Genomic DNA, 24,427 nt, shown 5'->3' with positions numbered 1-24,427 from the left:
TAATTACGACAGGACTGTAAATCCATATTTCTTAAAGATAGATTGTGCATCTTTTGACTGCAAATACTCATAAAATGAAGTCGCCTCTTTCTTATGTTTAGATTCCTTTATAACACCTAAAGGATAGTGGATTGGCTCATGAGAAATAGCTGCTGCTGTCTCACCAATCTTTACTTTATCCGAAATGAGAGCATCTGTTTTGTATACGATACCAGCATCGACATTCCCTGTTTCTACATATGTTAACACTTGGCGAACATCTTTTGTAAATACGACTTTATTTTGAACATCATTCCAAAGGTTTTCGTGTGTTAGAGAAGCCTTTGCATATTTGCCAGCAGGTACAGATTCAGGTGTACCAAGTGCGATTTTTTTGATTTTCTCATCTTTTAAATCTTGAAATTTTGTAAGAGAACTATCTTTAGGGATGACTAGAACTAGTTCATTTCCAAGAAGATTTTTCCCTTCTTTTTCATTAATGAATCCTTTTTTTACAAGGGTTTGGAATTTATCTTCTGCTGCTGAGAAGAATAAATCAGCAGGTGCACCTTGTTCAATTTGTTGTTGAAGTGCTCCAGAAGCACCGAAGTTAAAAGAAAGTTTGATATTTGGCTCTTTTTCTTTATATTGTTTTTCGATTTCTTTTAATGCATCTTGTAAGCTTGCAGCAGCTGAGATAGTCAGTTCAACTGTTTTATCCTCTTTAGCAGCTGACTTTGTATGCTTTTCCCCACTTGTACAAGCAGCGCTAAATATAAGAAGGAAAGAAAGTATAAGTGCCCCGATGAAACGTAATATAAATTTATTCATAAAAAAATCCCCTTTCATTTTGACACATCTAATTATAACTAAATATAACTAAATATAACTAGTTATAATTGAATATAATTTGAACATATGTCTATTTTTAAAAAATAGGAGAAATATTCTTTTCTTTGTTACAATGAAAGGAGAAAGTGAGGAATCGTCTATGGATCATCATTCCTACACAACGGAAGAAGTAGCAAAGCGATTAAAAGTATCAAAATTAACTGTATACGACTTAATTAAAAAAGGAGAACTTCCTTCTTATAGAGTTGGTAGACAGATGCGCATTGATGCAGCAGATTTAGATCAATATATAAAGCAAATGAAAACAGGGAAAGTACAAGTTAATCCTGTAAAAAACGATGGTAGTAGTATCTTGAACACGTGTATTATTAGTGGTCAAGAACTAACGTTAGATATGTTAGCTAAACGTATAGAAAATCGTTTGCCAAGTTCTAATGTTTTAAGAGCGTATCAAGGTAGCTTAACGAGTTTAGTGAAAATGTATCAAGGAGAAGGAAGTATCGCTAGTTTGCATTTGTTTGATGGTGAAACGGGTACATATAATATTCCTTACGTAAAACGTATTTTAGTAGGACAGCCATGTCTTATGATTAATTTATTGTCCAGAAATGTAGGGTTTTATGTTCAAAAAGGAAATCCGAAGAAAATAAAGACATGGGCTGACATATCCGGGTCCACTATAAAGTTTGTGAATCGAGAAAAGGGTTCTGGTATTAGAGTGTTAGTGGATGAACAATTACGAATCCAAAAATTAAATAAAGCTGATATTAGTGGATATGAATGGGAAGAATCGAATCATCTTGGTGTTGCCACGCAAGTTGCAAATGGAAAAGCTGATGTAGGAGTAGGTTCAGAAAAGTTTTCGCAAATTGTAAATGTGGACTTTATTCCAATCATGAAAGAACAGTATGATTTAGTAATTTTGAAGAATAAAGAAAATGAAGAGCTGATTGAAGTTGTGAAAGACATTCTGCAATCGGAAGAATTTCATAATGAATTAAATGCGATTGGCGGATATGATATTACGAAAACAGGTCAAATTGTATATGAAATAAAGTGAAACTTTAATCAGTGGGGGTCTTACTGCCCATTAAAGCGGGACAAACTAAAAAGCTGCTTGTCTATAAGACGAGCAGCTTTTTCTATATATAAAGGGGTTTGGGGAAACAAAGTGTTAAATAAGACCTTGAGCAAGTGTATAAATGAAAGCCGTAAGAAGAGTAGCTCCACTTGCAAGTCCGATAAAGTCTGATTTGTTGAAAGTAATGTTGTTCATTATAATCTCTCCTTATTTGTTTAATGTAGTTGCAACAGCTTTTGCATCGACAAGTGCGGATAGCACCATGCCCATTGTATTTAAAAATTTATTTGATTTCATATTGTTCATCATGCGTATCCGCTCCTTTTCGAGTTGTTGTTGCCCTGCTTATGTCTTAATTATAGGGAATATGGATACTTGCAACTATCGAATTAGCTTACGAAAGACTTACACTTTTGTAAGAAAAAAAGACATTCATGTAAGAATGTCTTTCACAGCATATTGATATGATGATGGTCTTCAATTGTTTTTAAAAAACTACGCATTGAATTCGTCATATAGCTATCTTTACGGCGTATGAAAACCGTTGAAATACTGCCGTATTTTTCAGGGATTGCATGACAATGTACCTTACCTGCTTTAGAAAGATGATGGACAGCAGACTGTGGTACGAGTGTAATTCCGAGACCGAGTGCAACACTGTTTAATATTGTCTCTAATATATTGAATTCCATAATTCTTTTTGGTAGCAAACCTTCATCTTTAAGCCAACGTTCTAGTTTGGAGCGGTATCCACATCCTTGGTTAAAAACGAGTAGAGGCGTTGTTGTAAATTCTTCTATATGAAAGGCTTTATTTTGTGTTATAAGCATTAATTTCTCTGTACTAACATCGTATTGTTCGATTAGTGGATGTTTAATAGGACCTGATATAAAGGCGCCATCTAATTGATGATCAAGTACTTCTCTAATTAATTCTTCTGTTAGACCTGCTTGTAATGATAAATCGACATTCGGATAACTTTTATAGTAAGAAGATAAAATGGTAGGCAGTGTACTTACTGTTTCGACTGTACCGATTTTTAATATACCAGAAGGTGTTTCGCTATCTAAAAATACTTGTTTTAGTTCGTCGACATCTTGCAAAATTTTACTAACATAAACGAGCATTTTTCTTCCTTCAGCTGTTAAAGTCATTCCTCGTTTATGGCGGTAAAAGAGTGGGGTTTTTAATTCGTTTTCTAGTTGTTTAATACGTGCAGTTACATTTGATTGTACATAATTTAATTCCTTTGCTGCGCTACTTACACTACCCTGATCGGCAACGCTTTTAAAGATTTGTAAGTCTCGTAATTCCATTTTGTAATCCCCCTTGATGTTAACTATCATTATAAATGATAGTTAACATCATTTTGAATCATTTTACGTGATATATTTTTTCTTTTACAATTCTCTTTGTGCAAATAGAAAGAAACGGGGGATTGCGGTGAGAAGAGGTCAAATGATAATAGGGGCTTTGGCGTGTTTAATTGCGAGTATGTCATGGGGAGCGATGTTTCCAGTTGCTGATCATGCGCTAGAATACATAGATCCATTTTATTTTTCGCTTATTCGCTATGGAGCAGTGGCGATAATGCTGATTGTATTGTTGTTAGTGAAAGAAGGAAAACAGGCATTTTGTTTAGAGGGAAGAGGAAAGTTACTCGTCTTTTTTGGAACGATGGCATTTACAGTATATAATGTCCTCATATTTTTAGGGCAAATGTTAATGGGTAAGTCGGGTGTAATGGTAGCTTCCATTATGGAAGCACTTATGCCGATGATTTCTATTTGTATTTTATGGGGATATAAGCATATAAAACCGAAGAAGTATATGATAACGAGTATGGTTATTGCTTTTGTAGGAGCTGTGTTTGTTATTACAAAAGGTGACATGAGTTTCTTTGTAACATTGAAAGATAATATGTTCCCATTAGCATTTATATTTATTGGTGTTGTAGGGTGGGTTATTTATACGATGGGTGGTCAAACTTGTAGTGATTGGTCAACATTACGTTATTCTACGTTGACGTGTGTATTCGGTACGACTGTTACAGCGATTATAACGGTAATTATTACGTCGCTTGGATATATTTCAGTTCCGAGTATGGGAACGATTTCTATTGTGAAATATGATTTGTTATTTATGATGACATTGCCAGGTATTGTAGCGCTACTTGCTTGGAACTATGGTGTGAAAATTTTATCATCCATTAATGGGATTTTATTTATTAATTTTGTACCAATTACGACTTTAGCTATTATGATGATGCAAGGGTATCAAATCACAATGTTTGATATTATAGGGACTGTACTTGTTATTGCAGCGCTTATTCGCAATAACGTTTGTCAGAGAAAAGAAGAAAATATAAATAAGAGAGTTTTACAAGAAGAACAATTACGTCAAGCTGTTTAATAGGCAAATGGAGGATTTCACATGTTAGAAAGTTTATTGTTTTTCTTCGCCGTCGGAGTTGCCTGTGAGCTTGCAGCAATTAATCGAAATGGTCGTAAAAAGATAAAACAACAAGCTGAGCTAATACAGCTTTTAAAAGAATTGAAAGAAAGAAAAAATTAAAAAGACGACCGGGCATAGACGGTCGTCTTTTTCTATATAAAGGGGAAAGGGGACACAAGGTTATACAAGCATAGCAGCGTAAATAAAAGCAGTAAGAAGAAGAGAGCCGCTAGCTAATCCTAAAAAGTCTAATTTGTTAAAAGTGATGTTATTCATAATGAGTTCTCCTTACTTGTTTAATGTAGAAGCAACAGCTTTTGCGTCGAAAAGAGCTGATAATATCATGCCCATTGTATGTAAGAAATTGTTCATTTTCATATTGTTCATCATATCAATCGACTCCTTTTCGAATAGTTGTTGCCCTGTTTCTGACTTAATTGTATGAAATATAGTGAGAAGTAACTATCGAATTAGCTTACAAGAAAATTACACTTTTGTAAGAATTGAAATTTAACAATTCATACTTAATTTTATTACCAACTCCTAAAACTTAGTGTTATAATCGTTATAAGAATATGATTATACTTCGGATGTTTAGAAAGGAACGAAACCAATGTATAAACCAATTACATTTTTGTTGAAATATATATTTAAAACAGCTGGGAAAGTAGAAGTGCAAGGAAGAGAAAAGTTACCGGAAGGTGGTCCGTATGTTGTTGCGTGTACACATACAAGTTTTATGGATGTATTAATGTTAGCTACAGGGATGTACCCAACTCAAATTCATTACATGGCAAAAAAAGAATTATTTGAAGGGAAATTCAAAAATTGGTTCTTTAAAAATGTAAATGCATTCCCTGTAGATCGCGCGAATCCGGGACCAAGTACACTTAAAATTCCATCACGTTTATTAAAAGAAGGAAAGGTAGTAGGGATTTTTCCGAGTGGAACGAGATCAGCGGAAGATGTTTCATTAAAAGCGGGTGCTGTGACAATTGCGATGCGTTCTAATGTACCTTTAGTGCCGGCAGCTTATGTTGGTCCATCAAGTGTAAAAGAATTAATAAAGGGGAAAAAGGCACAATTGATTTTTGGAGATCCGATTCAAATTGAGGCTGGAGAACAAATAGATCGAAAAACTGCTATGAAAATGATGACAGATCAATTAAATGAGAAGTTTGAGGAGTTAAAAGAAGCTTTGCAATCAAATCAAAAATAAGAAAAGACGACCGGGCATAGACGGTCGTCTTTTTCTATATAAAGGGGAAAGGGGACACAAAGTTATACAAGCGTAGCGGCGTAAATAAAAGCAGTAAGAAGAATCGAGCCACTAGCTAGTCCTAAAAAATCTAATTTGTTAAAAGTGATGTTATTCATAATACATTCTCCTTACTTGTTTAATGTAGAAGCAACAGCTTTTGCGTCGATAAGAGCGGAAAATACCATGCCCATTGTATGTAAGAAATTGTTCGTTTTTATTTTGTTCATCATATTAATCCGCTCCTTTTCGAATAGTTGTTACCTTGTTTCTGACTTAATTGTATGAAATGTTGCGGAAAGTCACTATCGAATTAGCTTACAGAAAAATTACACTTTTGTAAGAGAAACGAATGAAGGTGTAATGATAAGAAGATTTGACATATGTTCATGGGATTCATTAAGTTAAAGATAGAGGTGAGTGTATGACTAATATTAAAGATATCGCAAAGATGGCGGGAGTTTCAGTTACGACTGTTTCGAGAGTGTTGAATGATCACCCATATGTAAGTGAAGAAAAAAGAAAAGCGGTTATAGAGATAGTTGAGAAATTGAATTACTCGCAAAACGCAAATGCTGTTCATTTATCAAAAGGGAAGACGAATATTGTTGGTGTAATTCTACCTTACATTAATCACCCGAGCTTTGATGCAATGGTAGGGGGAATGATGGAGGGAGCGTTAACTCATAATTACAGGGTGCTACTTTGCCAAACGAATTATAATAAAAAAGAAGAAATGAAAAGTTTACATATGTTAAAAACAAAACAATTGGATGGTCTTATTATTTGTTCACGTGCAAATGATTGGGAAACGATAGAACCGTATGCTTCTTACGGCACAATAATTGCTTGTGAAGATAATAATGATATTTCAAACATCTCAAGTGTATATACGAATCATTCAGCGGCCTTTCAATTAGGAATGGATTATTTGATTGAGAAAGGTTATAAAAAAATTGGTTATTGTACGGGAAGAAAATTAGGGCCGAGTAGTCAAAAGCGTTTTGATGTTTATAAACAGCAATTGCAATCTATAGACGAAGAGGTTAATGAAGAATGGATTTTTACAGAATGTTTTACACTAGAAGATGGTGTGAAAGTGGCTCATAAGTTAAAAGAGATGCAGGATCTTCCTGAAGCATTAATAGTAGCAGGCGATGAAGTTGCGATTGGGGTTATGACAGAGGTTGAAAAATTAGGGATTCAAGTTCCTGAGGATTTAGCGATTATTGGCTTTGATAATCAACCTATCTCGCAAGTGTTACAATTGACAACTATTGATCAAAATTTAAAGGAGATAGGGAAAACTGCTTTTGAAATGTTGCATAGAAAAGTGAATGAAGAGAGTTCTGAACAAGAAAAGCTGGAAATTCCATACGAACTTGTGGAACGCTCTACAGTTTAATTTTAACCCGTTATGTGTATAATCGCATAACGGATTATTTTTTTGAAATACCTTTGACAGGAAACGCGTTTCATACTTTATAAAGGAGTTAAACCGGTTTGTAACAATCCATGGATTCTTTTCAAGAATAGTATTTGGAGGGATATGCATGAATGAACTTTTATTAAGTGTGAACAAGTATATAGAGGATAACGAAAAAATGTTAGCCTTTGTAGTAGGGATCTTTGAGAAAGATAATTTTATGTTATGTTACCAACATGGAATTTTTGTTGCCACTACTAGACGTCTCCTTTTTTACGGGAAATTTCCGTACTATCCTTCAACATTTAAAGAGTACCCATATTTGCATATAGATAGCATAGATTTTCATTCGTACTTTGAGTTTACTTATAATCATGAAACGGTTAGAGCTAAGCATATTCAGAAAGGGAATGTGGAGCGATTTGTCCATGTAGTTAGAGCAAATATGAATAATTAATCAACCCTCTGTTTAAACATAATATTTCAATTTTTAAGAGGGAAAATGCGGAATAAAAACCACTTCTAAACCTCTAGGAGATAGTGATACAATGTCAAATGGGGGGAGGGTATGAACTATGGTTAATCAACGTATAAAGGAAATAACACTAATTACAATTGGTTCATTATTATTCGCAATTGGTATTAATTACTTTGCAATTCCAAACCGTTTATCGGAAGGTGGAATTATTGGTTTAACGGTTGTTACGTACTACTTATTTGATTGGTCACCAGGGATTGTGAATTTTGCTATAAATGCAATTTTACTAGCTATTGGTTATAAATTTTTTGATAAGAAAACAATGATTTATACAATTTTAGGGATTGTAGAAACATCTTTGTTTTTATACGTTACAGAACATATTGAGTATCATGTAAATAGTGATACATTATTAGCAGCTTTATTTGCTGGTTTATTTGTGGGTATTGGATTAGGCTGTATGTTCAAAGCCGGAGGTACATCGGGAGGATCAGCAATCTTAGCTCAGTTAGCAAATCAATATTTAGGTTGGAGTGTAGGTAAAGGTGTACTAATTATTGATATTGTTGTAATTGCTGGTTCTGTATTTATAATAGGGCAAGAAAAGGCAATGTATACACTTGTAGCTGTGTTCATTGGAGCGAAGGTGATTGATTTCATTGTAGAAGGAATGGACACAAAAACGGCTGTTACGATTATTTCGAATCAACCAGACTTAATTCGTGAAGCTATTACGAAAAATATGACACGCGGTGTTACTGTATTAGAAGGGCGCGGCGGATATACTGGTAAAAATAAAGAAGTTTTATATGTTGTTATTAATAAACAAGAGCTTGTTAAGTTAAAACAAGTTATTAGTCGGGTAGATGAAGATTCTTTCGTTGTTATACATGATGTACGTGATGTACTTGGCGGTGGCTTTAAAGCAAGCTAAAAGGTGAACGAGCAAATTCGTTCACCTTTTTTAATTCTTACAAAAATGTAAGTGTAATGTAATGAGATTCAATAGTAGATTTTATTCCCCCTTTTTAAAATGGATGTATATATATCCTGCAGAGGAGGAATGTTTATTATGAAGAAAAAAATGATCACTACTATAATAGCGATGATAGTGATAGTAGTAATGTTACTGCCTACGAAACTTGGACCGGTTATCGATAAATATAATCCATTTTATAAGACGAAAGAATACTATACGGTTGTGAATACAATTGGTCAGCATATTGGTGATGAGTGGTATGAATATGAATTTATTGCATTCGATGAACGTGGTAGAGAGCAGAAAATAAAGAAAACGGTTAAGCATATGTTAAAGAGAGATGAAGCATTAAAGGTTTTTGCAAAAGGACGTTACGGTGAATCGATTGAAGAGATTGAGGTTGCAAATATTCCTATAAATGCGAAGAGCAAACTTTTAACGATGAGATAGTAAAATATACCCCCAGCTATTTTTTGTCGAAAATAAAAATACTGGGTAAGGGTATTTTTAAGATTAACAAAAAAGCCTTAGTCCATATAGACTAAGGCTTTTTTATTATATAAAGAGGAAGGGGGTACATTGTAGTAGCATGGGTGAAAGGTATAAGAAGAGTAGCTACTAGCAATGTAATTTGGTTATGTGAGTGTTCTTCTTATTTGGCTTACTTCCTAACTTTATTGTACGAAATATAAGTAAGGGGAACTATCGAATTACATTACACATAACTTACAAACATGTAAGCCTTCTGTAATGTAATTCGATAGTTAAAAGATAGTAATTTTCATATAGTGTAACTAGAAAGTCTCAATGTATTACTTTCTGTTTGTAATGAAGAATGAAAAACCAACTAATTTTTAATAATCCTCATCTGAATAAAGATGGGGATCCTTTTTTAAACCTTACAACATTGTAAGGTTTACGTAAGTTAATTCGATAGTAAATTTGTCATATTTTTTGCATAATAGATACAGATAGAAAAATAATTAGGGATCTAGTAAGAAGGGAGAAGAATGGGATGCGTAAAGAAGAAGTAGTGAAGTTACCAATTAAAGATTTCTGTAGCTACTTTACTGTTGCCGTAGTGTGTATTGGATTATTTGATATCATAACAAACTTAATTGTTAAATAATATAGATGCTAAAACAAGAAAGGAAGTCCTTTCTTGTTTTTTTTATGGGGGCATAAAGATGAAATGGATTGATAGTCATATACATGTTGATCAATATAAGGATGAAGAGAAGAGCAGATTACTGAAAGAGGTGGAAAATAGTAATGAAATAAAGGGGCTTATTGCAGTATCTATGAATTATCAATCTTGTAAGGAAACGTTATCTTTAGCGAAGAAGTATCCCTTTATATATCCAGCGATAGGGTTTCATCCAGAGCAACAGATTCATAAAGAAGAGTGTGAACAGATTTATCAACTTATTGAACAGAACGCAGAGGAAATTGTTGCGATTGGTGAAGTAGGTTTGCCCTATTATTTGAGAAAAGAAGATGAAAGAATTGCTGCAGATCCATACATAGCTGTATTGAAAAAATTTATAGAACTAGCTAGTAAGTATAATTTGCCGATTGTATTACACGCAGTTTATGAAGATGCTGACATTGTATGTGATTTGCTAGAGAAATATAAAGTTTCACGTGCACACTTCCATTGGTTTAAAGGAAGCGATGAAACAATGAAACGGATGATGAGAAATGGTTATTATATTTCGATTACACCGGATGTTTTACATAAGGAGAAGATTAGAAAAATCGTTTCGTATTATCCGCTTGAATATATGATGGTAGAAACAGATGGACCGTGGGAATTTCAAGAGGGTGTTATAACGCATCCAAGAATGATTCGAGAGGTATTAAAGGAAATTAGTTCTATAAAAAACATATCCATTGATAAGGTCGCAGAAACAATATATGAAAATACAAGTCGATTTTATTTGAAAGGATAGGAGAATTATAATTTTCATAATGTAACGGAAAAAGTAAAAGTTGAATTTATTTAATAAAATGCCACGGTTTGATATATGAAAAAAACCACCGAGCGTTCCGCTCGGTGGTTTTGTATTAGGATTCTAATTTTTTCGCACGTTTTAATAATAAAAGAAAGACAATGATAACGAACCCCAGTATAAGGAAGAAGCCATATTGCTTTATATAATCAATTATGTCATTCGCACTGGTTGGTTTTTCAACGTGAATGCCGTCTTTATTCGTCGTAATATGAATATCTTTCATTTTTACTTCATTCTTTTCCTTTTGTAAATCAATCCATTCTATATTTGGAATACTTTCTAGATCCTTTAATACTTCTTTTAATGGTTTCACACCTAAGTAAGGATGATAGAATGCACCAATAACTCCATCTGATAATTTAGAAACAGATAGAGCACGTTCTTTCATTTTAGCAATAGTTTGTGGCGTATCTTCTTCAATAAATCCGACTGTTTCAGGCAATAGTTTCATTCCATGTAAAAATGACGGAGTACTTGTATAATATGGTGAGTGCATGGATTTCCAAGTTGTATCATTTAACTGTAGTTGTCCTACATAAGTTGAAAAGTACCTTGATAATATTTCATATCCTTTTTGAGACATCGTGTAATGAGGTGCTTCAAAGGCAACAGGATATAGTTTAGCATCTACAAGTTCTTGAATTCCTTTTTCGATATGATCTTTCGTATATTTTTCCTCGAATTCTTCCCCTTTTTTTACATATTGGTTATATGCCTCTATATTTGGAAAGTCATCTTTTGTCTTCGGTTTTTCATGCTTCGGTTGGCGAATTGGTTGATCTGTTTTTACATCCCAAAATTCAAAGCCCTCACCTGTTTCACTGTCATAAAATTGGTGAGTATAACCATGCATAATAATTGCTGCACCATCATCTTGCATAGAGCGTAAAAGATCAACTAGTTCTGGTCTATCTTTTAAATGTATTATCTTTCCTGTATCTGGATCTTTATATACCGGAATAACAGTAATCATGTAAGGCATCTTTTTCTCTTTTAGTAATTCAGCAATTTCTTTCAATTGATTTATATCTGCTGCTGGGTGAACATCCTCAAGGCGTAAATAAGCTTCAACTTTATTTTTCGTTGGTTTTTGGCCGAAATAAGAAAATAACATTTCACCGACGTAATGAGACATCCAGTCAAAGAGGTTAGGTGTTGCAACATAATAAGATGTTTCATGCTGAACAATTAGTGGATTAGTGTTATTTGAGCTTAAGGCGTTAGCAAGCACAGTTCCATTCGTATCAAATAATTGAATTAATCGTTCCTCTTCTAAGGTATTTTTTAGCTTCTTGTCTGGATATTCAATTTTATTAACTCGTATATCATCACTCTTCAAAGTAATGAAAGAAAAACGCTTAGATAATTGTTCAACATTTTGTCCTAATACTAATATAGGGCCGGAGAAGTTTTCTAGAAATTGTTTCGTTTCATCAGAAAACGCTTCTTTTGTTTCACCGATATAAACAATATGTGTATAGGAGGATACGTTATTAATTGAAGTTGCTTCTTTTAATTTTTTTACGGTTATATCATTTGTAAAATGTCCTAATTGAGTATTAAGGATTTGGACATTATTTGAAACTTTATCGTCTTGTGTACTATACAAAACAAGTACTTTTGGTTTTGATGATGTTTGTGCAGAGGTGTAGGTAGGGATGAGTAGTAAAATGCTGAACAAGAGTGTTAGGCATTTTTTCATTTTGTACGCTCCTATTCTATATATAGAGTTCAGTTTACAATTATATACAATAAATGCGTTATAGTCTATGAAAGTTACATTTTTGCCCGTATTTACCAGCTGTTTTTTCACAAAATCGGTCTAAAGCATGATGATAATATGTATAGTTATTTGCTATGATAAAAGAGTAATAGAATGTAGGTAATTGTAAAGGGAAGGCTGAAAGGGGACAAATTTCAGCGGAGAAAGAGGTAGAGGTAGTGAAGAAATTCTTTGTAGGATTTTTAGTTGTTCTTGGAGTATATTTATATTTCCAAGGAAAGTCTGAAGGAATGGATAAGCTAGTGAATGGAACAAGCTATGTTGATTCAGAAGAAGCAAAACAGATGAAACAAATCATTATAGAGGAAGCGAAGAAAGTAAATCTTCCAGAATGGATACCTCTTGCAATTGCCGAGCATGAAAGTCGATTAAATCCAAGAAGTGTTGGAGATAATGGAACTTCATTCGGATTGTTTCAACTACACCGCGGCGGCGGGCTTGCACCAGAACATTTAACTGATGATGAGCTGAAAGATCCACGTACAAATGCGCAAATTGCAATGCCGCATTTAATGAAAGGATATAAGCGTGGGGTGCAAAAAGGTTTGACTGATTTTGCATTACTGAAATATATAGCGAATACATCTGGATGGCCAGGGAATTTAGGGCCAGAGTGGACGGATAATAACATGAAGTATAACATCGGATTAGAAGATGTGTACTATCGAAATAAAGGTGTAATAAAAGAGTAGGTTTTCTATACCTACTCTGTTTTTTTATGAATAATTTCATTCTTTTCTTTCGTGAAATACTGCGTGAGTTGTATTTTCACCTCTTCTAGTTTTGTAGAAACTTGCGGTATTTTATATCCTACATACAATGGTGAAACGACAAATCTAGGTACAACTTTACAAATAATTTTTCCATTTAAGTAATAGAAGAATAAGTTATAACTACTGCATCCTTTATGGAAATCTGTCAGTATGTAACGTACAGTTTGCTGAATGTAATTTGCCATTTCATCTATATATGAAATATTATCAATGATTATATTGAATTCAGTGAAGCCAATAATGGGACGCTCTGAAATATTAAGCTCAATGCGTTCATTTTTTTGAACAATTAACCCTTGGAAATTTTCTTCTTCAATATTTTCAAGATAATCTACATATTTCATTCCGATAATTTGCATGTGTGCATGATGCAAACTTCCACCTGAAAATGGACCGTGATTTTTATATAAAATCACAGATGCGAACTCTTCGTTCTTCTGTAAGTGTAACCAATGTTGAATAGAAAATTGCAGTAATTTTCTCATATGTTCTTTTGTATATGTTGCGATATGATCTTCGCAATTATCGGTTTCGATTAACACTGTTTGAAATGTATCTTGTAATGTAGGAAATTTATTTTTTAACCAAATAATAGAACCATCAGTTGCTAAAATATCCGTTAATTGTTCTTTATCGCAAAATGGACATGCAGCGCTTCTATTCCGAATACTTTCTGGTTTTTGTTTACCGATATCGTTTAAAAAATATAGTTGTTGTGTATCCATTTGTATATATGCCCCTTTAAAATATGTGTAAAAATCCCGCTTAATACATTCGGGAAAAGGAGAAGGAAATCCTCTAAAGGAATAGGGGAAAAATAAAAGACAAGATATCCTCATTACGATAGGGTACCTTGTCTTTTATTTTTTCTCTAATAGCGTGTATGGATAATATAGAACATTTTCATTATTTTTCTTTTTTCTCTTTTTTATTGTGTATAAGGTAATTGCTGTGCTTGCAATTATAATAATGGCTTTCTTCATATTCATATACCCCTTTTTATTGTTGGTTTAATTCTTGGCTAACTGCTTTTGCATCGACTAAAGCGTGTAAAATCATTTTCACCATGTTCATCATATTTCTTCACTCCTTTTTATAGTTCATTTAGTTCTTTTACAACTGCTTGTCCGTTCACTAATACCTCAAAGATTGCTTTTACGATTTCTTTTATCATGTTTGTTTCCTCCTTTTGTTTGTCTCGCTTGTTTACATCTTTATTGTATAGGGAGGCATCTTTTTGTACTATCGCTTTCCATTACGTGAACATAACAGTTTTGTAAGATTTGATGTCACTTATTGAAATGTTTAGTCTATCTTCATTATTTTCAGAAAAATGACTATTCAAACATGAAATTGGAAAGTATAATAAAGAAGTAAGTATTAAATTCCGTACGAAAGGGGTGAATGAGATGAAACGTTCTTTAGCTGCGCGTGCCAAATTTTTAGATTTTATCTATTTTTGTCGTGCGATTTTTCATGATGTAGTTGTTAACGGGATACGTATGCCCTTTTTTAACAATTGCATAGTGACTATTGAACGATAGAAATCTCTTCACCCATTTTTAATAAACGTGTGAAAAGGGAGCTATTTGGCTTCCTTTTTCTATGCCGAAAACCATGGGGAATGTTTCTTTCTCATGGTTTTTTATATTGAAAGGAGTACGGAAAATGACTATTTGTAGTGTAAATAATGTAACGAAATCTTTTGGTGGAAACATCATATTTGAAAATATATCGCTTGAAATAAAGAATGGTGAACGTGTTGGGTTAGTTGGTCGTAACGGTAGTGGGAAGACAACAATCTTTGGGCTTCTGACGGGAATGGAGAGTTTGGATGCAGGAGCCATCCATATGAAGAAAGGTACACGTATTGGTCATGTCGCACAAATTCCGAAGTTTGATGAGTTCATGACTGTATATGATGTATTGAGTTCCGCTTTTAAAGTAGAAAAGGAATTAGAAAAAGAAATGCATGCTCTAGAAAAAAATATGGCGGAGGAGCAGGAACAATCTTCTTTGCAAAAGCTAATGGAGAGGTACGGAATAATTCAAGAAAAATTTGCATTTCTCGGTGGTTATGAAATAGAGGCAAATATAATGAAGGTAGCAAATGGCTTACAAGTAACAGACTTATTTCCAAGAGTATTTACGGAATTAAGTGGAGGAGAACAGACGAAAGTAAGCCTTGCATATATGCTATTGCAGAAACCAGATTTACTTCTATTAGATGAACCAACAAATCATTTAGATTTGTTTGCAGTTGAATGGTTAGAGAAATTTTTAAAAGAATATAATGGAACAGTTATGGTTATTTCACACGATCGCTATTTCCTTGATGAAGTTGTAACGAAAATTTTTGATCTGGAAGATGGAGAGATTCACGTGTACCATACGAATTATTCTCAGTTCGTTGAGGAGAAGGAAGAAAGATTACTTCAAGAGTTTCAAGCTTATCAAGAGCAGCAAAAGAAAATAAAGAAAATGAAAGAAGCAATTAAGCGCCTACGTGAATGGGCAAATCAAGCGAATCCTCCGAATGAAGGATTGCATAAAAGAGCGAGGAATATGGAACGTGCGTTAGAGCGTATAGAGAAATTAAAGAGGCCGATTTTAGAAAGAAAACAGATGGGTCTTCAGTTTGAAGGGCAAGAGAGAAGCGGAAAAGATGTTGTTGTAATGCAAGAAGTGAGTAAAGGTTTTGCTGGCCGATCTTTATTTGAACAAGCGAATTTACATGTTCGTTTTCAAGAGCGTGCTGCTATCGTTGGTCGTAATGGTACAGGAAAGACTACATTATTAAAACTACTATTAGAAGAAATAAATCCAGACGTTGGTGAAATTCGAATTGGTAGTAGTGTCAAAATTGGTTATTTATCACAACATGCATATGAAAATATGAAGAGTAATGTATTGGAAGCATTCAGAGAGAATGTGGCTGTAACAGAGGGAGAAGCAAGACATATATTAGCTAAGTTTTTGTTTTATGGTCCAGCAGTATTTAAGAAAGTAACGCAACTTAGTGGTGGAGAAAAAATGAGATTAAGACTTGCGCAACTTATGTATCAAGACATCAATTTTCTAATTTTAGATGAGCCGACAAACCATCTTGATATTGAATCAAGGGAAGTTTTAGAGGAAGCCCTTGAGCAATATAACGGAACGATTTTAGCTGTTTCACACGATCGATATTTTTTAAATAAGTTATTTGAAAAGACGTACTGGATTGATAGATGCAAATTATTTGAGTTTGCAGGAAACTATGCATGGGCTCGTCAAAAGTGGGAAGAAAAGCTTGAGGAGGAAGTAATAAAGCATAAGCACCATGGAAGAAAAAGTGTTGAAGCAATCTCTATAAAAAAGAAAGATTCTAGAAGTTTTGCGGAGATTGAAAACGAGTTAATGCATATAGAAGAAGATATATATGCATTAGAAAGTGAAATGGAATATGTAGCTGATGTTGAAAGACTTGAAAAATTATATGAGGAAAAAACGAAGAAAGAGTTGTTACGAGCAGATTTATATAATGAATTAGAGAATATGGTGGAGTAATGAGTAGAAAGCCACTTCCTTTCAGTTTTGCTGGAGGAAGTGGCTTTTTTCATAATGATATTTTGCTTTAAAGGTTAAATGAAGCGATGTGTTTCACGTGAAACAGTAACTTAGATAAATCCATTTTCCTCAATTTGCATAGTTTGTGAAACATATGAAAATGATAAGCTGAAAAATAAATGTCATTAGTGGTTTTTCGATAGGAGTAATTACAAAAACAAAGGCTAATTATTTCCCGAGAGATAAAGTGAAACTTTAATCAGTGGGGGTCTTACTGCCCGGCAAATAGCGGAATAAATATGTGTAACAGAGACTAGTGAATGAAAACAAAAAGAGAGCAAAGTTACAGCTTTACGCGCTGAACTCTGCTCTCTTTTTGCGTGGCATCTTCTCTCGTTGAAATTATAATAGCGATCCCGAGCATGATAAAAAAAGCTAAAAAGAGGACGAACTTTGGGAAGAACGGGAATAGTAATAGCGCTCCGACTATCATAATTGTTAATAATACGTAGTGCAGGACGTATTGGAATAGGTTGTCCATATTTTCGCCCCCTTTTTTGTAATTGGTTATTAGTATTCTATGTTTCATGCTGAAGGAATAGAAGTAGATTTTTAAGTTTTAATACGAATTATAGCTGAGTTTTCTTAAAGTATAAATGTAGAGTGATAATTTTGGAAAAATTCTCAAAATATTTATTTAGAAAGAATTGACAAAACATAATGAACGATATAAGCTAATAACCATAAAGTCTACCGGAAAGGTCGGAATAAGATTGTTACCCCTCAAAAACATCTATTTTTTTACGATTAAAACCGACTTTTCCGATTGGCTATAAATGTTGCTGTGGGAGGCATACATAAGGTAATTCGTTCAGAGGGTATAATCATAAAAAGTTAGGGTGGGGACAATGAAGAAAAAGACAAAAAAATGGGCTGGTGTATTTTCGGTATTAATAAGTAGTTCGCTTGTGTTGTCTGCTTGTGGGGGACAGGAGGACGCGGCTTCTACAGAGCCGGTTAAACAGCAGGATTTAAAAAATGTGAAAATTGAAAAGATCGCTGCGACAGATAAAACGAAAGTGCCAGACAAAGCGAAGAATAGAAAAGATACGTTAGTAGTTGGTATTAGTAAGCCAGGCGGCGTATTTTTGCCATACTTCCAACAAAATGGTTGGGATGGAAACGTAACTTCAGTTATTTTTGCATCTCTCGTATCAACCGATAAACAAGGGAAACCAATTCCAGAATTAGCTGAGAAGTGGGACGTTTCTTCTGATCAGTTAACATATACATTCCATTTACGTAAAGATTTGAAATTTAGTGATGGATCGCCATTAACGGCGGATGATGTAGCTTTCACATTGACGCTTTTACATGATAAGGCATATGAAGGTGAAGTAGATATCTCTCAATATGCGGTTAAAGGTGGTAAAGAATATAAAGAAGGGAAAGCAACTTCAATTGAAGGTATTCAAGTTGTTGATCCACAAACAATTAAAATTACAACTGAAAAAGTGAATTCACAAGCTATATTTGTTTTAGGAGGTACAGTACTATCAAAAGCTTATTATGGAAAAGATTATAAGCAAAATACAAGCTTAGATTACTTAAAAGATTTATATGGAAAGCCATTAGCTGCGGGTCCATATAAATTTGAAAAGTATATTCCAGGTCAAGAAGTTCGTTTTGTAGCAAACGAAAATTATTATGCGGGTAAACCAAAAATTCAAAACTTCATTTATAAAATTACTTCTGGTGATACGAAGCTTCAGTTATTCCAAACAGGAGAAGTTGACCATACTGGCTTAGGTACTGGTGATGAGGTTCTTGAACAGGCTAAGGCTTTAGAATTCGCAAATATCCAAATTGAAACAGCACCGTCATTTAGTTATATTTATATGAATAATAATAAGCCTTACTTAAAGGATAAAAAGGTTCGCCAAGCACTTATTTACGGATTAGACCGCAAAAAATATGTTGATACAGCGTTAAAAGGATACGGTACAGTAGCCAATGTACCAATTCATCCAACTTCTTGGGCTTATACGGAAGAAGGAGTTAATAAATACGAATACGATAAAGAAAAAGCGAAAAAATTATTAGATGAAGCAGGGTGGAAAGTTGGTTCGGATGGAATTCGTGAAAAAGATGGTCAAAAATTAAAACTTTCTTATTTCGGTCCAAGTTCGGCTAAAGATAGTGATTTATTAATTCCGATTGCGAAAGAGAATTATAAAGAAATAGGTGTAGAGTTTAATCCTGAATTTATGGACTTTAATACGATGCTTTCTAAGGTAAACAAAGGGGATTATGATTTAGCTTCTGTTTCGACACCGATTACAAGTGATCCGAGTGAAACAGCTGGTGAATATTTGTCTACTGCAAATGAAACTAGTCTTGGTTATAAGAATGCAAAAGTAGATGAGCTAATTCAAAAAGGTATTGAAACTGTAGATATCGAAAAGCGTAAACCTATTTATAAAGAATTGTATAAAGAATTAAGTGATGATCCACCAGTAATTCTATTAAACTACCGTAGAACAATTACTGGTTATAACGGGAATATAAAAGGAATTGATCCTGAAAAGTACAACAGTATTAGTGCAAACTTACCAGTATTATCATTTGAAAAATAACGATAAGAATGTATAAGTAGAAGACATTTTTTCATTCGGTTAGTAATGTGCCGCTTTGAAAAAATGTTCTTCTATTTTAAGCATAAGATTGGAGAGAAAAAGGGTGAAAACATATATTGTTCGTAGGTTGTTACAAATGATTCCTACACTGCTTGGTACATCAATTATTATCTTCGTCCTGTTCGCACTTCTTCCTGGGGATTATATTGATTCAAACCCGAAAATTACACCGGAAAGAGCAGCTGAACTGAGGGAGTTATATGGGTTGAACAAACCAATTGTTGAGCGTTATTTTCATTGGTTAGGTAATGCATTGCAAGGGGACTTTGGCTTTTCGCTTCAATATCAAGAGCCTGTAACGTCATTATTAAATAAATTTATTTGGAATTCTTTTAGTGTAGCAATTATTGCATTGTTTTTTATTTGGCTAATTGCACTTATTATCGGTGTATTCTCGGCGACGAAGCAACATTCTTTATTCGATAAACTTGTAACAATCGGTGTTTTTGCAGCAATGTCATTCCCTTCATTCTTTATCGGTTTGTTTTTAATTAAGGTGTTTGCGGTTGACTTTAAGTTATTACCGATAGGTGGAATGATTGATGTTGGCAGTAATTCAACAGGATTTGCTTACGTGATAGAAGTTGCAAAACATATGATTTTACCAGTATTTATTTTGACACTTCTTGGGGTCGGCTCGCTAACTCGTTATTTTAGAACAAGTATGTTAGAGGTTGTAAGACAAGATTACATACGAACAGCAAGAGCGAAAGGTTTGAAGGAGAAGACGGTTATTTATAAGCATGCATTAAAAAATGCAATTTTACCGGCAATTACGTTATTAGCATTTGAATTACCTGGATTGTTTTCTGGGGCAATTATTATTGAACAAATTTTTAACTGGCCAGGGATTGGTAATATTCAATTAGAAGCATTAAATTTCCGTGACTATACAGTATTGATGGCATTTACGATGTTTCTTTCTTGTTTAACAATCGTTTCAAACTTTTTAGCAGATATCGTATATGCAGTTGTTGATCCAAGAATTCGGTTGAAGTAAGGGGGGAAAGAAATGGAGACTGTTACAGTAATTACAGAAAAAAAAGAAAAAAAGAGAAGAAATGAATCATCACCATGGCGACAAGCTTTTAAAAAGATAAAGAAAAATAAGATGGCACTTGTAGGGTTTTATGCATTAATTTTTATGTTTTTATTTTGTTTTATCGGTCCGTTCTTTTCTCCATATGCATCAGGAAAAATACAAGTTGCGCTCATTAACAAACCACCTAGTTTTTCTCATTGGCTTGGTACAGATCAATTAGGAAGAGATATTTTAACAAGGCTTATGCAAGCGGGACGTATTTCATTAACCATTGGTTTAGCTTCAATGGTTTTATCGGTTATACTTGGAGCTTTATTAGGAGCGATTGCAGGTTTTTATCGTGGTATTGTGGACAATATTATTATGCGACTTGCAGATATTTTAATGTCGATGCCAGGATTACCGTTACTTATTATAATGGGTGCGATTTTATCAGAGTGGAAAGTACCGTCTGATTATCGTTTGTATGTCATTATGATTATTTTAAGTTTAGTAGGTTGGCCAGGGCTTGCACGCCTTGTAAGAGGGCAAATTTTATCACTTAGGGAGCAAGCATTTATGCAAGCTGCGGATGTGTTAGGAATAAAAGATTACCGGAAAATTATATATCACTTAATACCTAATGTTTTACCCATTTTAATTGTCGTATCTACATTAGGTGTTGCAGGTTCTATTTTGGGAGAATCCGCACTAAGTTACTTAGGTCTCGGAGTCGTTCCACCTACACCATCATGGGGGAACATGATTAGCGCAGCTAACTCATTAATCGATTTCCAAAAGCGTCCATGGTTATGGATTCCGCCTGGTTTTGCAATCTTTATAACAGTTGTATCAATTAATTTACTTGGTGATGCACTTCGTGATGCATTAGATCCAAAGATGAGACGGTAGGTGAGGAGATATGAGTAAAGCGGTAGTAGAGCTGAAAGATTTACAAACACACTTTCAGACAGAAGAAGGGACAGTAAAAGCTGTGAATCATGTTAGTTTTTCTGTTCGAGAAGGTGAAACTGTTTGTGTTGTAGGTGAATCTGGTTGTGGAAAAAGTGTAACGGCGTTATCTATTATGGGACTTATTGCTGAATCAGGCAGTGTAGTAGGTGGAGATATTTTATATGAAGGAAAAAGTCTTTTAGGAATGAAAGAGAAAGAGCTTCGTAGTTTACGAGGGAATGATATTGCGATGATTTTCCAAGAACCGATGACATCGCTAAACCCCGTCTTCACTGTAGGAGAGCAAATTGTAGAAACGTTAAGGGAGCATGAATTACTTAGTAAAAATGAAGCATATAAGAAGGCAATTGAGTTAATTCATAAAGTTGGCATAGCCCGCGCTGATGAAATCGTCCATTCTTATCCGCATGAACTGAGCGGCGGGATGTTACAACGTATTATGATTGCTGTTGCACTTAGTTGTAATCCTAAGTTATTAATTGCGGATGAACCAACAACAGCTCTTGATGTTACTATTCAGGCTCAAATATTGGATCTACTAAGACAAGTGAAAGAAGAATTTAAAACGTCGATTTTATTAATTACACATGACTTAGGTGTCGTAGCGGAAATGGCTGATTATGTTGTCGTTATGTATGGCGGGAAAGTTATTGAAGAAGCCCCAGTACTAGAGATATTCCAAAATCCAAAACATCCTTATACGAAAGGATTATTGAAATCAAAACCAGTAATGGGAAAACGAATAGATAAACTATATTCTATTCCAGGGCAAGTTCCGAATTTAGTTGGTTTAGGTGAGTTTTGCTACTTTAGTGGGCGTTGTGAGCATTGTATGGAAATATGTGGAAAAGAAGCCCCGAATCTAAATGTAAATGATGAAAATCATAAAGTAGCTTGCTGGCTATATGAGGAGCGTGCGGAACAATGAGTGAACCATTATTAGAGGTGAAAAATCTAAAGACATATTTTCCAATTAAGGGTGGCGTATTTAGTAGAACAATTGGGCATGTAAAAGCGGTTGATGGAGTAAGTTTTACTATTAATAAAGGTGAAGTGTTTGGTCTCGTTGGCGAATCAGGGAGCGGAAAAACAACAATAGGAAAAACAATTTTACGCCTCGTTCAAAAAACGGAGGGAGAAGTGAAGTTTAAAGGGAAAGATGTTCATTCTTTATCCAAGGATGAATTAAGAAAACATCGCCCTAATATGCAGCTCGTTTTCCAAGATCCATTTAGCTCATTAAATCCGAGAATGAGAATTGGAGAAGCGCTTGGAGAGCCAATGTTGGCCCACGGATTAGCGACGAAAGAAAATGTTCGTGAAAAGGTAATTGAAGTATTGGAGTTATGTGGGTTAGCTCCTTATCATATTGACCGGTATCCCCATGAATTTTCTGGTGGACAACGTCAGCGTATCGTAATCGCAAGAGCTATGGTATTAAATCCGGAATTTATTGTAGCTGATGAACCTGTGGCGGCACTAGATGTATCTATCCAAGCACAAATTATTAATTTATTTAGTGAGTTACAAGAGAAAAAGGGATTATCTTATTTATTCATTTCGCATGATTTAAGTGTAGTAGAACATTTATGTACGAAAATCGGAATTATGTATTTAGGTACGATTGTGGAGACAGCACCGCGTGATGAGTTATTTACCAATCCGCTACATCCTTATACGAAAGCATTGTTATCAGCTGTTCCAATACCAGATCCAACAGTGAAGCGAGAGCGAATTATACTAGAAGGGGATATTCCAAGTCCAGCAAATCCACCTTCGGGCTGTCGTTTTCATACACGTTGCCCATTTGCGACGGATGTTTGTAAAAAAATAGTACCAGAATTCCGTAATGTTGGTGCAGAGCATTTTGTTGCTTGTCATCACGTATAAAAAAGGACTCTTTCAAATTGAAAGAGTCCTTTTTTATTTACTAGATGAAGTTTGTTTCAATACAAATTGCTCGATTGCGTGAGCAACACCATGTTCATTGTTTGTTAGTGTTACAACATCACATAGCTTTTTTACATCTTCTTCAGCGTTGCCCATTGCAACAGATAAGCCTGCTACTTCTAACATCGGTACATCATTAAAATTATCACCAATAGCAACTGTATCTTCAATAGGGATATTAAAATGAGCTGCCATCTGCTGTATCCCGTTTCCTTTATGTCCATTCTTATCCATAATTTCTAAGTTAGTAGGAGCTGATGCTGTAACCATAATATCAGCATCTTCTTGTAATATACTTAATAGTTGTGCGCGATGCGCTGCATTAAACGTTAAAATGAAGAATTTAGATATTTCTAGTTCTTGGTTATTTACAACATCTTCTATTTTTTTGAAATCAGTAATTAGGTTCGATTTCTTTTGCTTTTCTGTAATTCGTTCAAGTTCCTCTAATGTAACATCAAGCGCATGCTTATTTTCTTCGAATGCTTGCATCACTTGATCTTGCCATGTATATGGAGAATAAACTCCTTTATTCGTATATAGCTTATATGGGAAACCTTCAGATTCTAGTAATTTTGCAAGTTTGTACACTTTGTCGTTTTGTATACAACGCGAGTTAATTACTTTTCCATCCACATAAACAATAGCCCCATTGCTCGCTCCGACTGGAAGAGATAATTTATATTCTTCCAATAGCTTTAAAGCATCCTCTTTCGCACGACCAGAACAGATCATTACAATATGACCAGCTTCTTGTGCAGTTTGGATTGCTTGTAGGTTTTCTTTGGAGATTTCAAGATTAGATGATAGTAGTGTACCATCCATATCTAATGCGATTAATTTCAAAATGACCACCTCTTTGTTTTTATTATACATAGTTATATAGAGGAAACATATAAACTTATCTTGGAAAGACGGTATTTTATCTCATATTAAAAGTAAGTAAAGATTAGATAGGTTTAGTGTCACTAAATAAACGATTTGTAACAAAAATAGAGAGGAATATGAATACATTTCACTTTATGACTGTAATGTTACACGAATGTTACAAACGTGAACTTAGTGAAAAACGCATTAAATAAAGGTTTTTGAGGGTTATTATAAAAAAACGTAAAAAAAGTGTAATAAATTTTACGTAATTATATTGCAACGTAATAA

27 protein-coding genes are annotated in these 24,427 nt (G+C 34.1%); 17 read left to right on the top strand and 10 right to left on the bottom strand.

The features are described 5' to 3' along the window. Positions 1-3 precede the first annotated feature (3 nt). Positions 4-810, bottom strand: a complete 807-nt coding sequence (modA, locus tag HMAS_RS25850) for a molybdate ABC transporter substrate-binding protein (protein ID WP_049106460.1) — start codon at positions 808-810, stop codon at positions 4-6. A gap of 160 nt (positions 811-970) precedes the next feature. Between modA and HMAS_RS25845 the strand changes: the two genes are divergently transcribed. After that, a complete protein-coding gene (locus HMAS_RS25845; RefSeq protein WP_012593135.1) occupies positions 971-1,891 on the top strand; it encodes a substrate-binding domain-containing protein in 921 nt (306 codons plus the stop codon). 114 nt (positions 1,892-2,005) lie between these two features. Here the strand turns inward: HMAS_RS25845 and HMAS_RS25840 are convergent, their stop codons facing one another. Beyond that, a complete protein-coding gene (locus tag HMAS_RS25840) occupies positions 2,006-2,107 on the bottom strand; it encodes a DUF3948 family protein (RefSeq protein ID WP_001060017.1) in 102 nt (33 codons plus the stop codon). 254 nt (positions 2,108-2,361) lie between these two features. Next, positions 2,362-3,228: a LysR family transcriptional regulator gene (locus HMAS_RS25835; RefSeq protein WP_000423031.1), complete on the bottom strand. Its 867-nt coding sequence runs from the start codon at positions 3,226-3,228 to the stop codon at positions 2,362-2,364. A gap of 127 nt (positions 3,229-3,355) precedes the next feature. Between HMAS_RS25835 and HMAS_RS25830 the strand changes: the two genes are divergently transcribed. Then, positions 3,356-4,324, top strand: coding sequence for a DMT family transporter (locus HMAS_RS25830; RefSeq protein WP_002180311.1), 969 nt, complete (start codon positions 3,356-3,358; stop codon positions 4,322-4,324). Between the two features lie 21 nt (positions 4,325-4,345). Then, positions 4,346-4,486, top strand: coding sequence for a YrzO family protein (locus tag HMAS_RS25825; RefSeq protein WP_000894065.1), 141 nt, complete (start codon positions 4,346-4,348; stop codon positions 4,484-4,486). Positions 4,487-4,546: 60 nt separating this feature from the next. On the opposite strand, the gene HMAS_RS25820 is transcribed toward HMAS_RS25825, so the two are convergent. Continuing rightward, positions 4,547-4,642 (bottom strand): DUF3948 family protein, encoded by a 96-nt coding sequence (locus tag HMAS_RS25820; protein WP_064774791.1) that lies wholly within the window; start codon positions 4,640-4,642, stop codon positions 4,547-4,549. Between the two features lie 337 nt (positions 4,643-4,979). Here HMAS_RS25820 and HMAS_RS25815 point away from each other — a divergent pair, with 337 nt between their 5' ends. After that, positions 4,980-5,585: a lysophospholipid acyltransferase family protein gene (locus HMAS_RS25815; protein ID WP_000277778.1), complete on the top strand. Its 606-nt coding sequence runs from the start codon at positions 4,980-4,982 to the stop codon at positions 5,583-5,585. Between the two features lie 62 nt (positions 5,586-5,647). Here the strand turns inward: HMAS_RS25815 and HMAS_RS25810 are convergent, their stop codons facing one another. Further along, the gene (locus HMAS_RS25810) at positions 5,648-5,743 is read right to left on the bottom strand and encodes a DUF3948 family protein (protein ID WP_001059999.1); all 96 of its coding nucleotides are present in this window, start codon (positions 5,741-5,743) and stop codon (positions 5,648-5,650) included. 305 nt (positions 5,744-6,048) lie between these two features. On the opposite strand from HMAS_RS25810, the gene HMAS_RS25805 reads away from it, so the two are divergent. From HMAS_RS25805 to HMAS_RS25785, 5 genes are all read left to right on the top strand, one after another. Next, positions 6,049-7,029, top strand: a complete 981-nt coding sequence (locus tag HMAS_RS25805) for a LacI family DNA-binding transcriptional regulator (protein WP_006919721.1) — start codon at positions 6,049-6,051, stop codon at positions 7,027-7,029. 148 nt (positions 7,030-7,177) lie between these two features. Beyond that, complete coding sequence (locus HMAS_RS25800; RefSeq protein WP_001004230.1) at positions 7,178-7,507, top strand: PH domain-containing protein; 330 nt, start codon at positions 7,178-7,180, stop codon at positions 7,505-7,507. A 118-nt stretch (positions 7,508-7,625) separates the two neighbouring features. Next, complete coding sequence (locus tag HMAS_RS25795) at positions 7,626-8,462, top strand: YitT family protein (RefSeq protein ID WP_000248038.1); 837 nt, start codon at positions 7,626-7,628, stop codon at positions 8,460-8,462. Positions 8,463-8,600: 138 nt separating this feature from the next. Beyond that, positions 8,601-8,957 (top strand): YxeA family protein, encoded by a 357-nt coding sequence (locus HMAS_RS25790; protein WP_000728422.1) that lies wholly within the window; start codon positions 8,601-8,603, stop codon positions 8,955-8,957. A gap of 737 nt (positions 8,958-9,694) precedes the next feature. Further along, positions 9,695-10,459, top strand: a complete 765-nt coding sequence (locus HMAS_RS25785) for a TatD family hydrolase (RefSeq protein ID WP_016124200.1) — start codon at positions 9,695-9,697, stop codon at positions 10,457-10,459. A gap of 115 nt (positions 10,460-10,574) precedes the next feature. Here the strand turns inward: HMAS_RS25785 and HMAS_RS25780 are convergent, their stop codons facing one another. Beyond that, complete coding sequence (locus tag HMAS_RS25780) at positions 10,575-12,224, bottom strand: DUF2334 domain-containing protein (RefSeq protein ID WP_098272981.1); 1,650 nt, start codon at positions 12,222-12,224, stop codon at positions 10,575-10,577. 239 nt (positions 12,225-12,463) lie between these two features. Here HMAS_RS25780 and HMAS_RS25775 point away from each other — a divergent pair, with 239 nt between their 5' ends. Continuing rightward, complete coding sequence (locus HMAS_RS25775; protein ID WP_000713249.1) at positions 12,464-12,997, top strand: transglycosylase SLT domain-containing protein; 534 nt, start codon at positions 12,464-12,466, stop codon at positions 12,995-12,997. An 11-nt stretch (positions 12,998-13,008) separates the two neighbouring features. On the opposite strand, the gene HMAS_RS25770 is transcribed toward HMAS_RS25775, so the two are convergent. Both HMAS_RS25770 and HMAS_RS25765 read right to left on the bottom strand, forming a co-directional pair. Further along, complete coding sequence (locus HMAS_RS25770; protein ID WP_025710407.1) at positions 13,009-13,803, bottom strand: DUF4931 domain-containing protein; 795 nt, start codon at positions 13,801-13,803, stop codon at positions 13,009-13,011. 135 nt (positions 13,804-13,938) lie between these two features. Beyond that, positions 13,939-14,067, bottom strand: coding sequence for a hypothetical protein (locus HMAS_RS25765; RefSeq protein ID WP_002023099.1), 129 nt, complete (start codon positions 14,065-14,067; stop codon positions 13,939-13,941). Positions 14,068-14,487: 420 nt separating this feature from the next. On the opposite strand from HMAS_RS25765, the gene HMAS_RS28170 reads away from it, so the two are divergent. Both HMAS_RS28170 and abc-f read left to right on the top strand, forming a co-directional pair. Beyond that, the gene (locus HMAS_RS28170) at positions 14,488-14,622 is read left to right on the top strand and encodes an RAxF-45 family protein (RefSeq protein ID WP_000830643.1); all 135 of its coding nucleotides are present in this window, start codon (positions 14,488-14,490) and stop codon (positions 14,620-14,622) included. 124 nt (positions 14,623-14,746) lie between these two features. Continuing rightward, positions 14,747-16,627, top strand: coding sequence for a ribosomal protection-like ABC-F family protein (abc-f, locus tag HMAS_RS25760; RefSeq protein ID WP_025710408.1), 1,881 nt, complete (start codon positions 14,747-14,749; stop codon positions 16,625-16,627). A gap of 343 nt (positions 16,628-16,970) precedes the next feature. On the opposite strand, the gene HMAS_RS25750 is transcribed toward abc-f, so the two are convergent. Further along, entirely contained in the window at positions 16,971-17,168 is a 198-nt protein-coding gene (locus tag HMAS_RS25750) for a hypothetical protein (RefSeq protein ID WP_000369254.1), read from the bottom strand. A gap of 367 nt (positions 17,169-17,535) precedes the next feature. Between HMAS_RS25750 and HMAS_RS25745 the strand changes: the two genes are divergently transcribed. The 5 genes from HMAS_RS25745 (at position 17,536) to HMAS_RS25725 (ending at position 23,209) form a co-directional block, all read left to right on the top strand. Further along, positions 17,536-19,263, top strand: a complete 1,728-nt coding sequence (locus HMAS_RS25745) for an ABC transporter substrate-binding protein (protein ID WP_000730656.1) — start codon at positions 17,536-17,538, stop codon at positions 19,261-19,263. A gap of 103 nt (positions 19,264-19,366) precedes the next feature. Then, complete coding sequence (locus HMAS_RS25740) at positions 19,367-20,323, top strand: ABC transporter permease (protein ID WP_000860748.1); 957 nt, start codon at positions 19,367-19,369, stop codon at positions 20,321-20,323. Positions 20,324-20,335: 12 nt separating this feature from the next. Continuing rightward, a complete protein-coding gene (gene opp4C, locus HMAS_RS25735) occupies positions 20,336-21,256 on the top strand; it encodes an oligopeptide ABC transporter permease (protein WP_000451077.1) in 921 nt (306 codons plus the stop codon). 10 nt (positions 21,257-21,266) lie between these two features. Continuing rightward, positions 21,267-22,247 (top strand): ABC transporter ATP-binding protein, encoded by a 981-nt coding sequence (locus tag HMAS_RS25730; RefSeq protein ID WP_025710410.1) that lies wholly within the window; start codon positions 21,267-21,269, stop codon positions 22,245-22,247. Beyond that, positions 22,244-23,209, top strand: coding sequence for an ABC transporter ATP-binding protein (locus tag HMAS_RS25725; RefSeq protein ID WP_001294518.1), 966 nt, complete (start codon positions 22,244-22,246; stop codon positions 23,207-23,209). The genes HMAS_RS25730 and HMAS_RS25725 overlap by 4 nt, the downstream gene beginning before the upstream one ends. Positions 23,210-23,242: 33 nt before the next feature. On the opposite strand, the gene HMAS_RS25720 is transcribed toward HMAS_RS25725, so the two are convergent. Continuing rightward, positions 23,243-24,115: a Cof-type HAD-IIB family hydrolase gene (locus HMAS_RS25720; RefSeq protein ID WP_000766421.1), complete on the bottom strand. Its 873-nt coding sequence runs from the start codon at positions 24,113-24,115 to the stop codon at positions 23,243-23,245. Between the last annotated feature and the right edge of the window lie 312 nt (positions 24,116-24,427).

This window comes from Bacillus sp. HMA207 (assembly GCF_003402455.1).
GTDB lineage: Bacteria > Bacillota > Bacilli > Bacillales > Bacillaceae_G > Bacillus_A > Bacillus_A cereus.
This window is presented reverse-complemented; position numbering and strand designations above follow the sequence as displayed.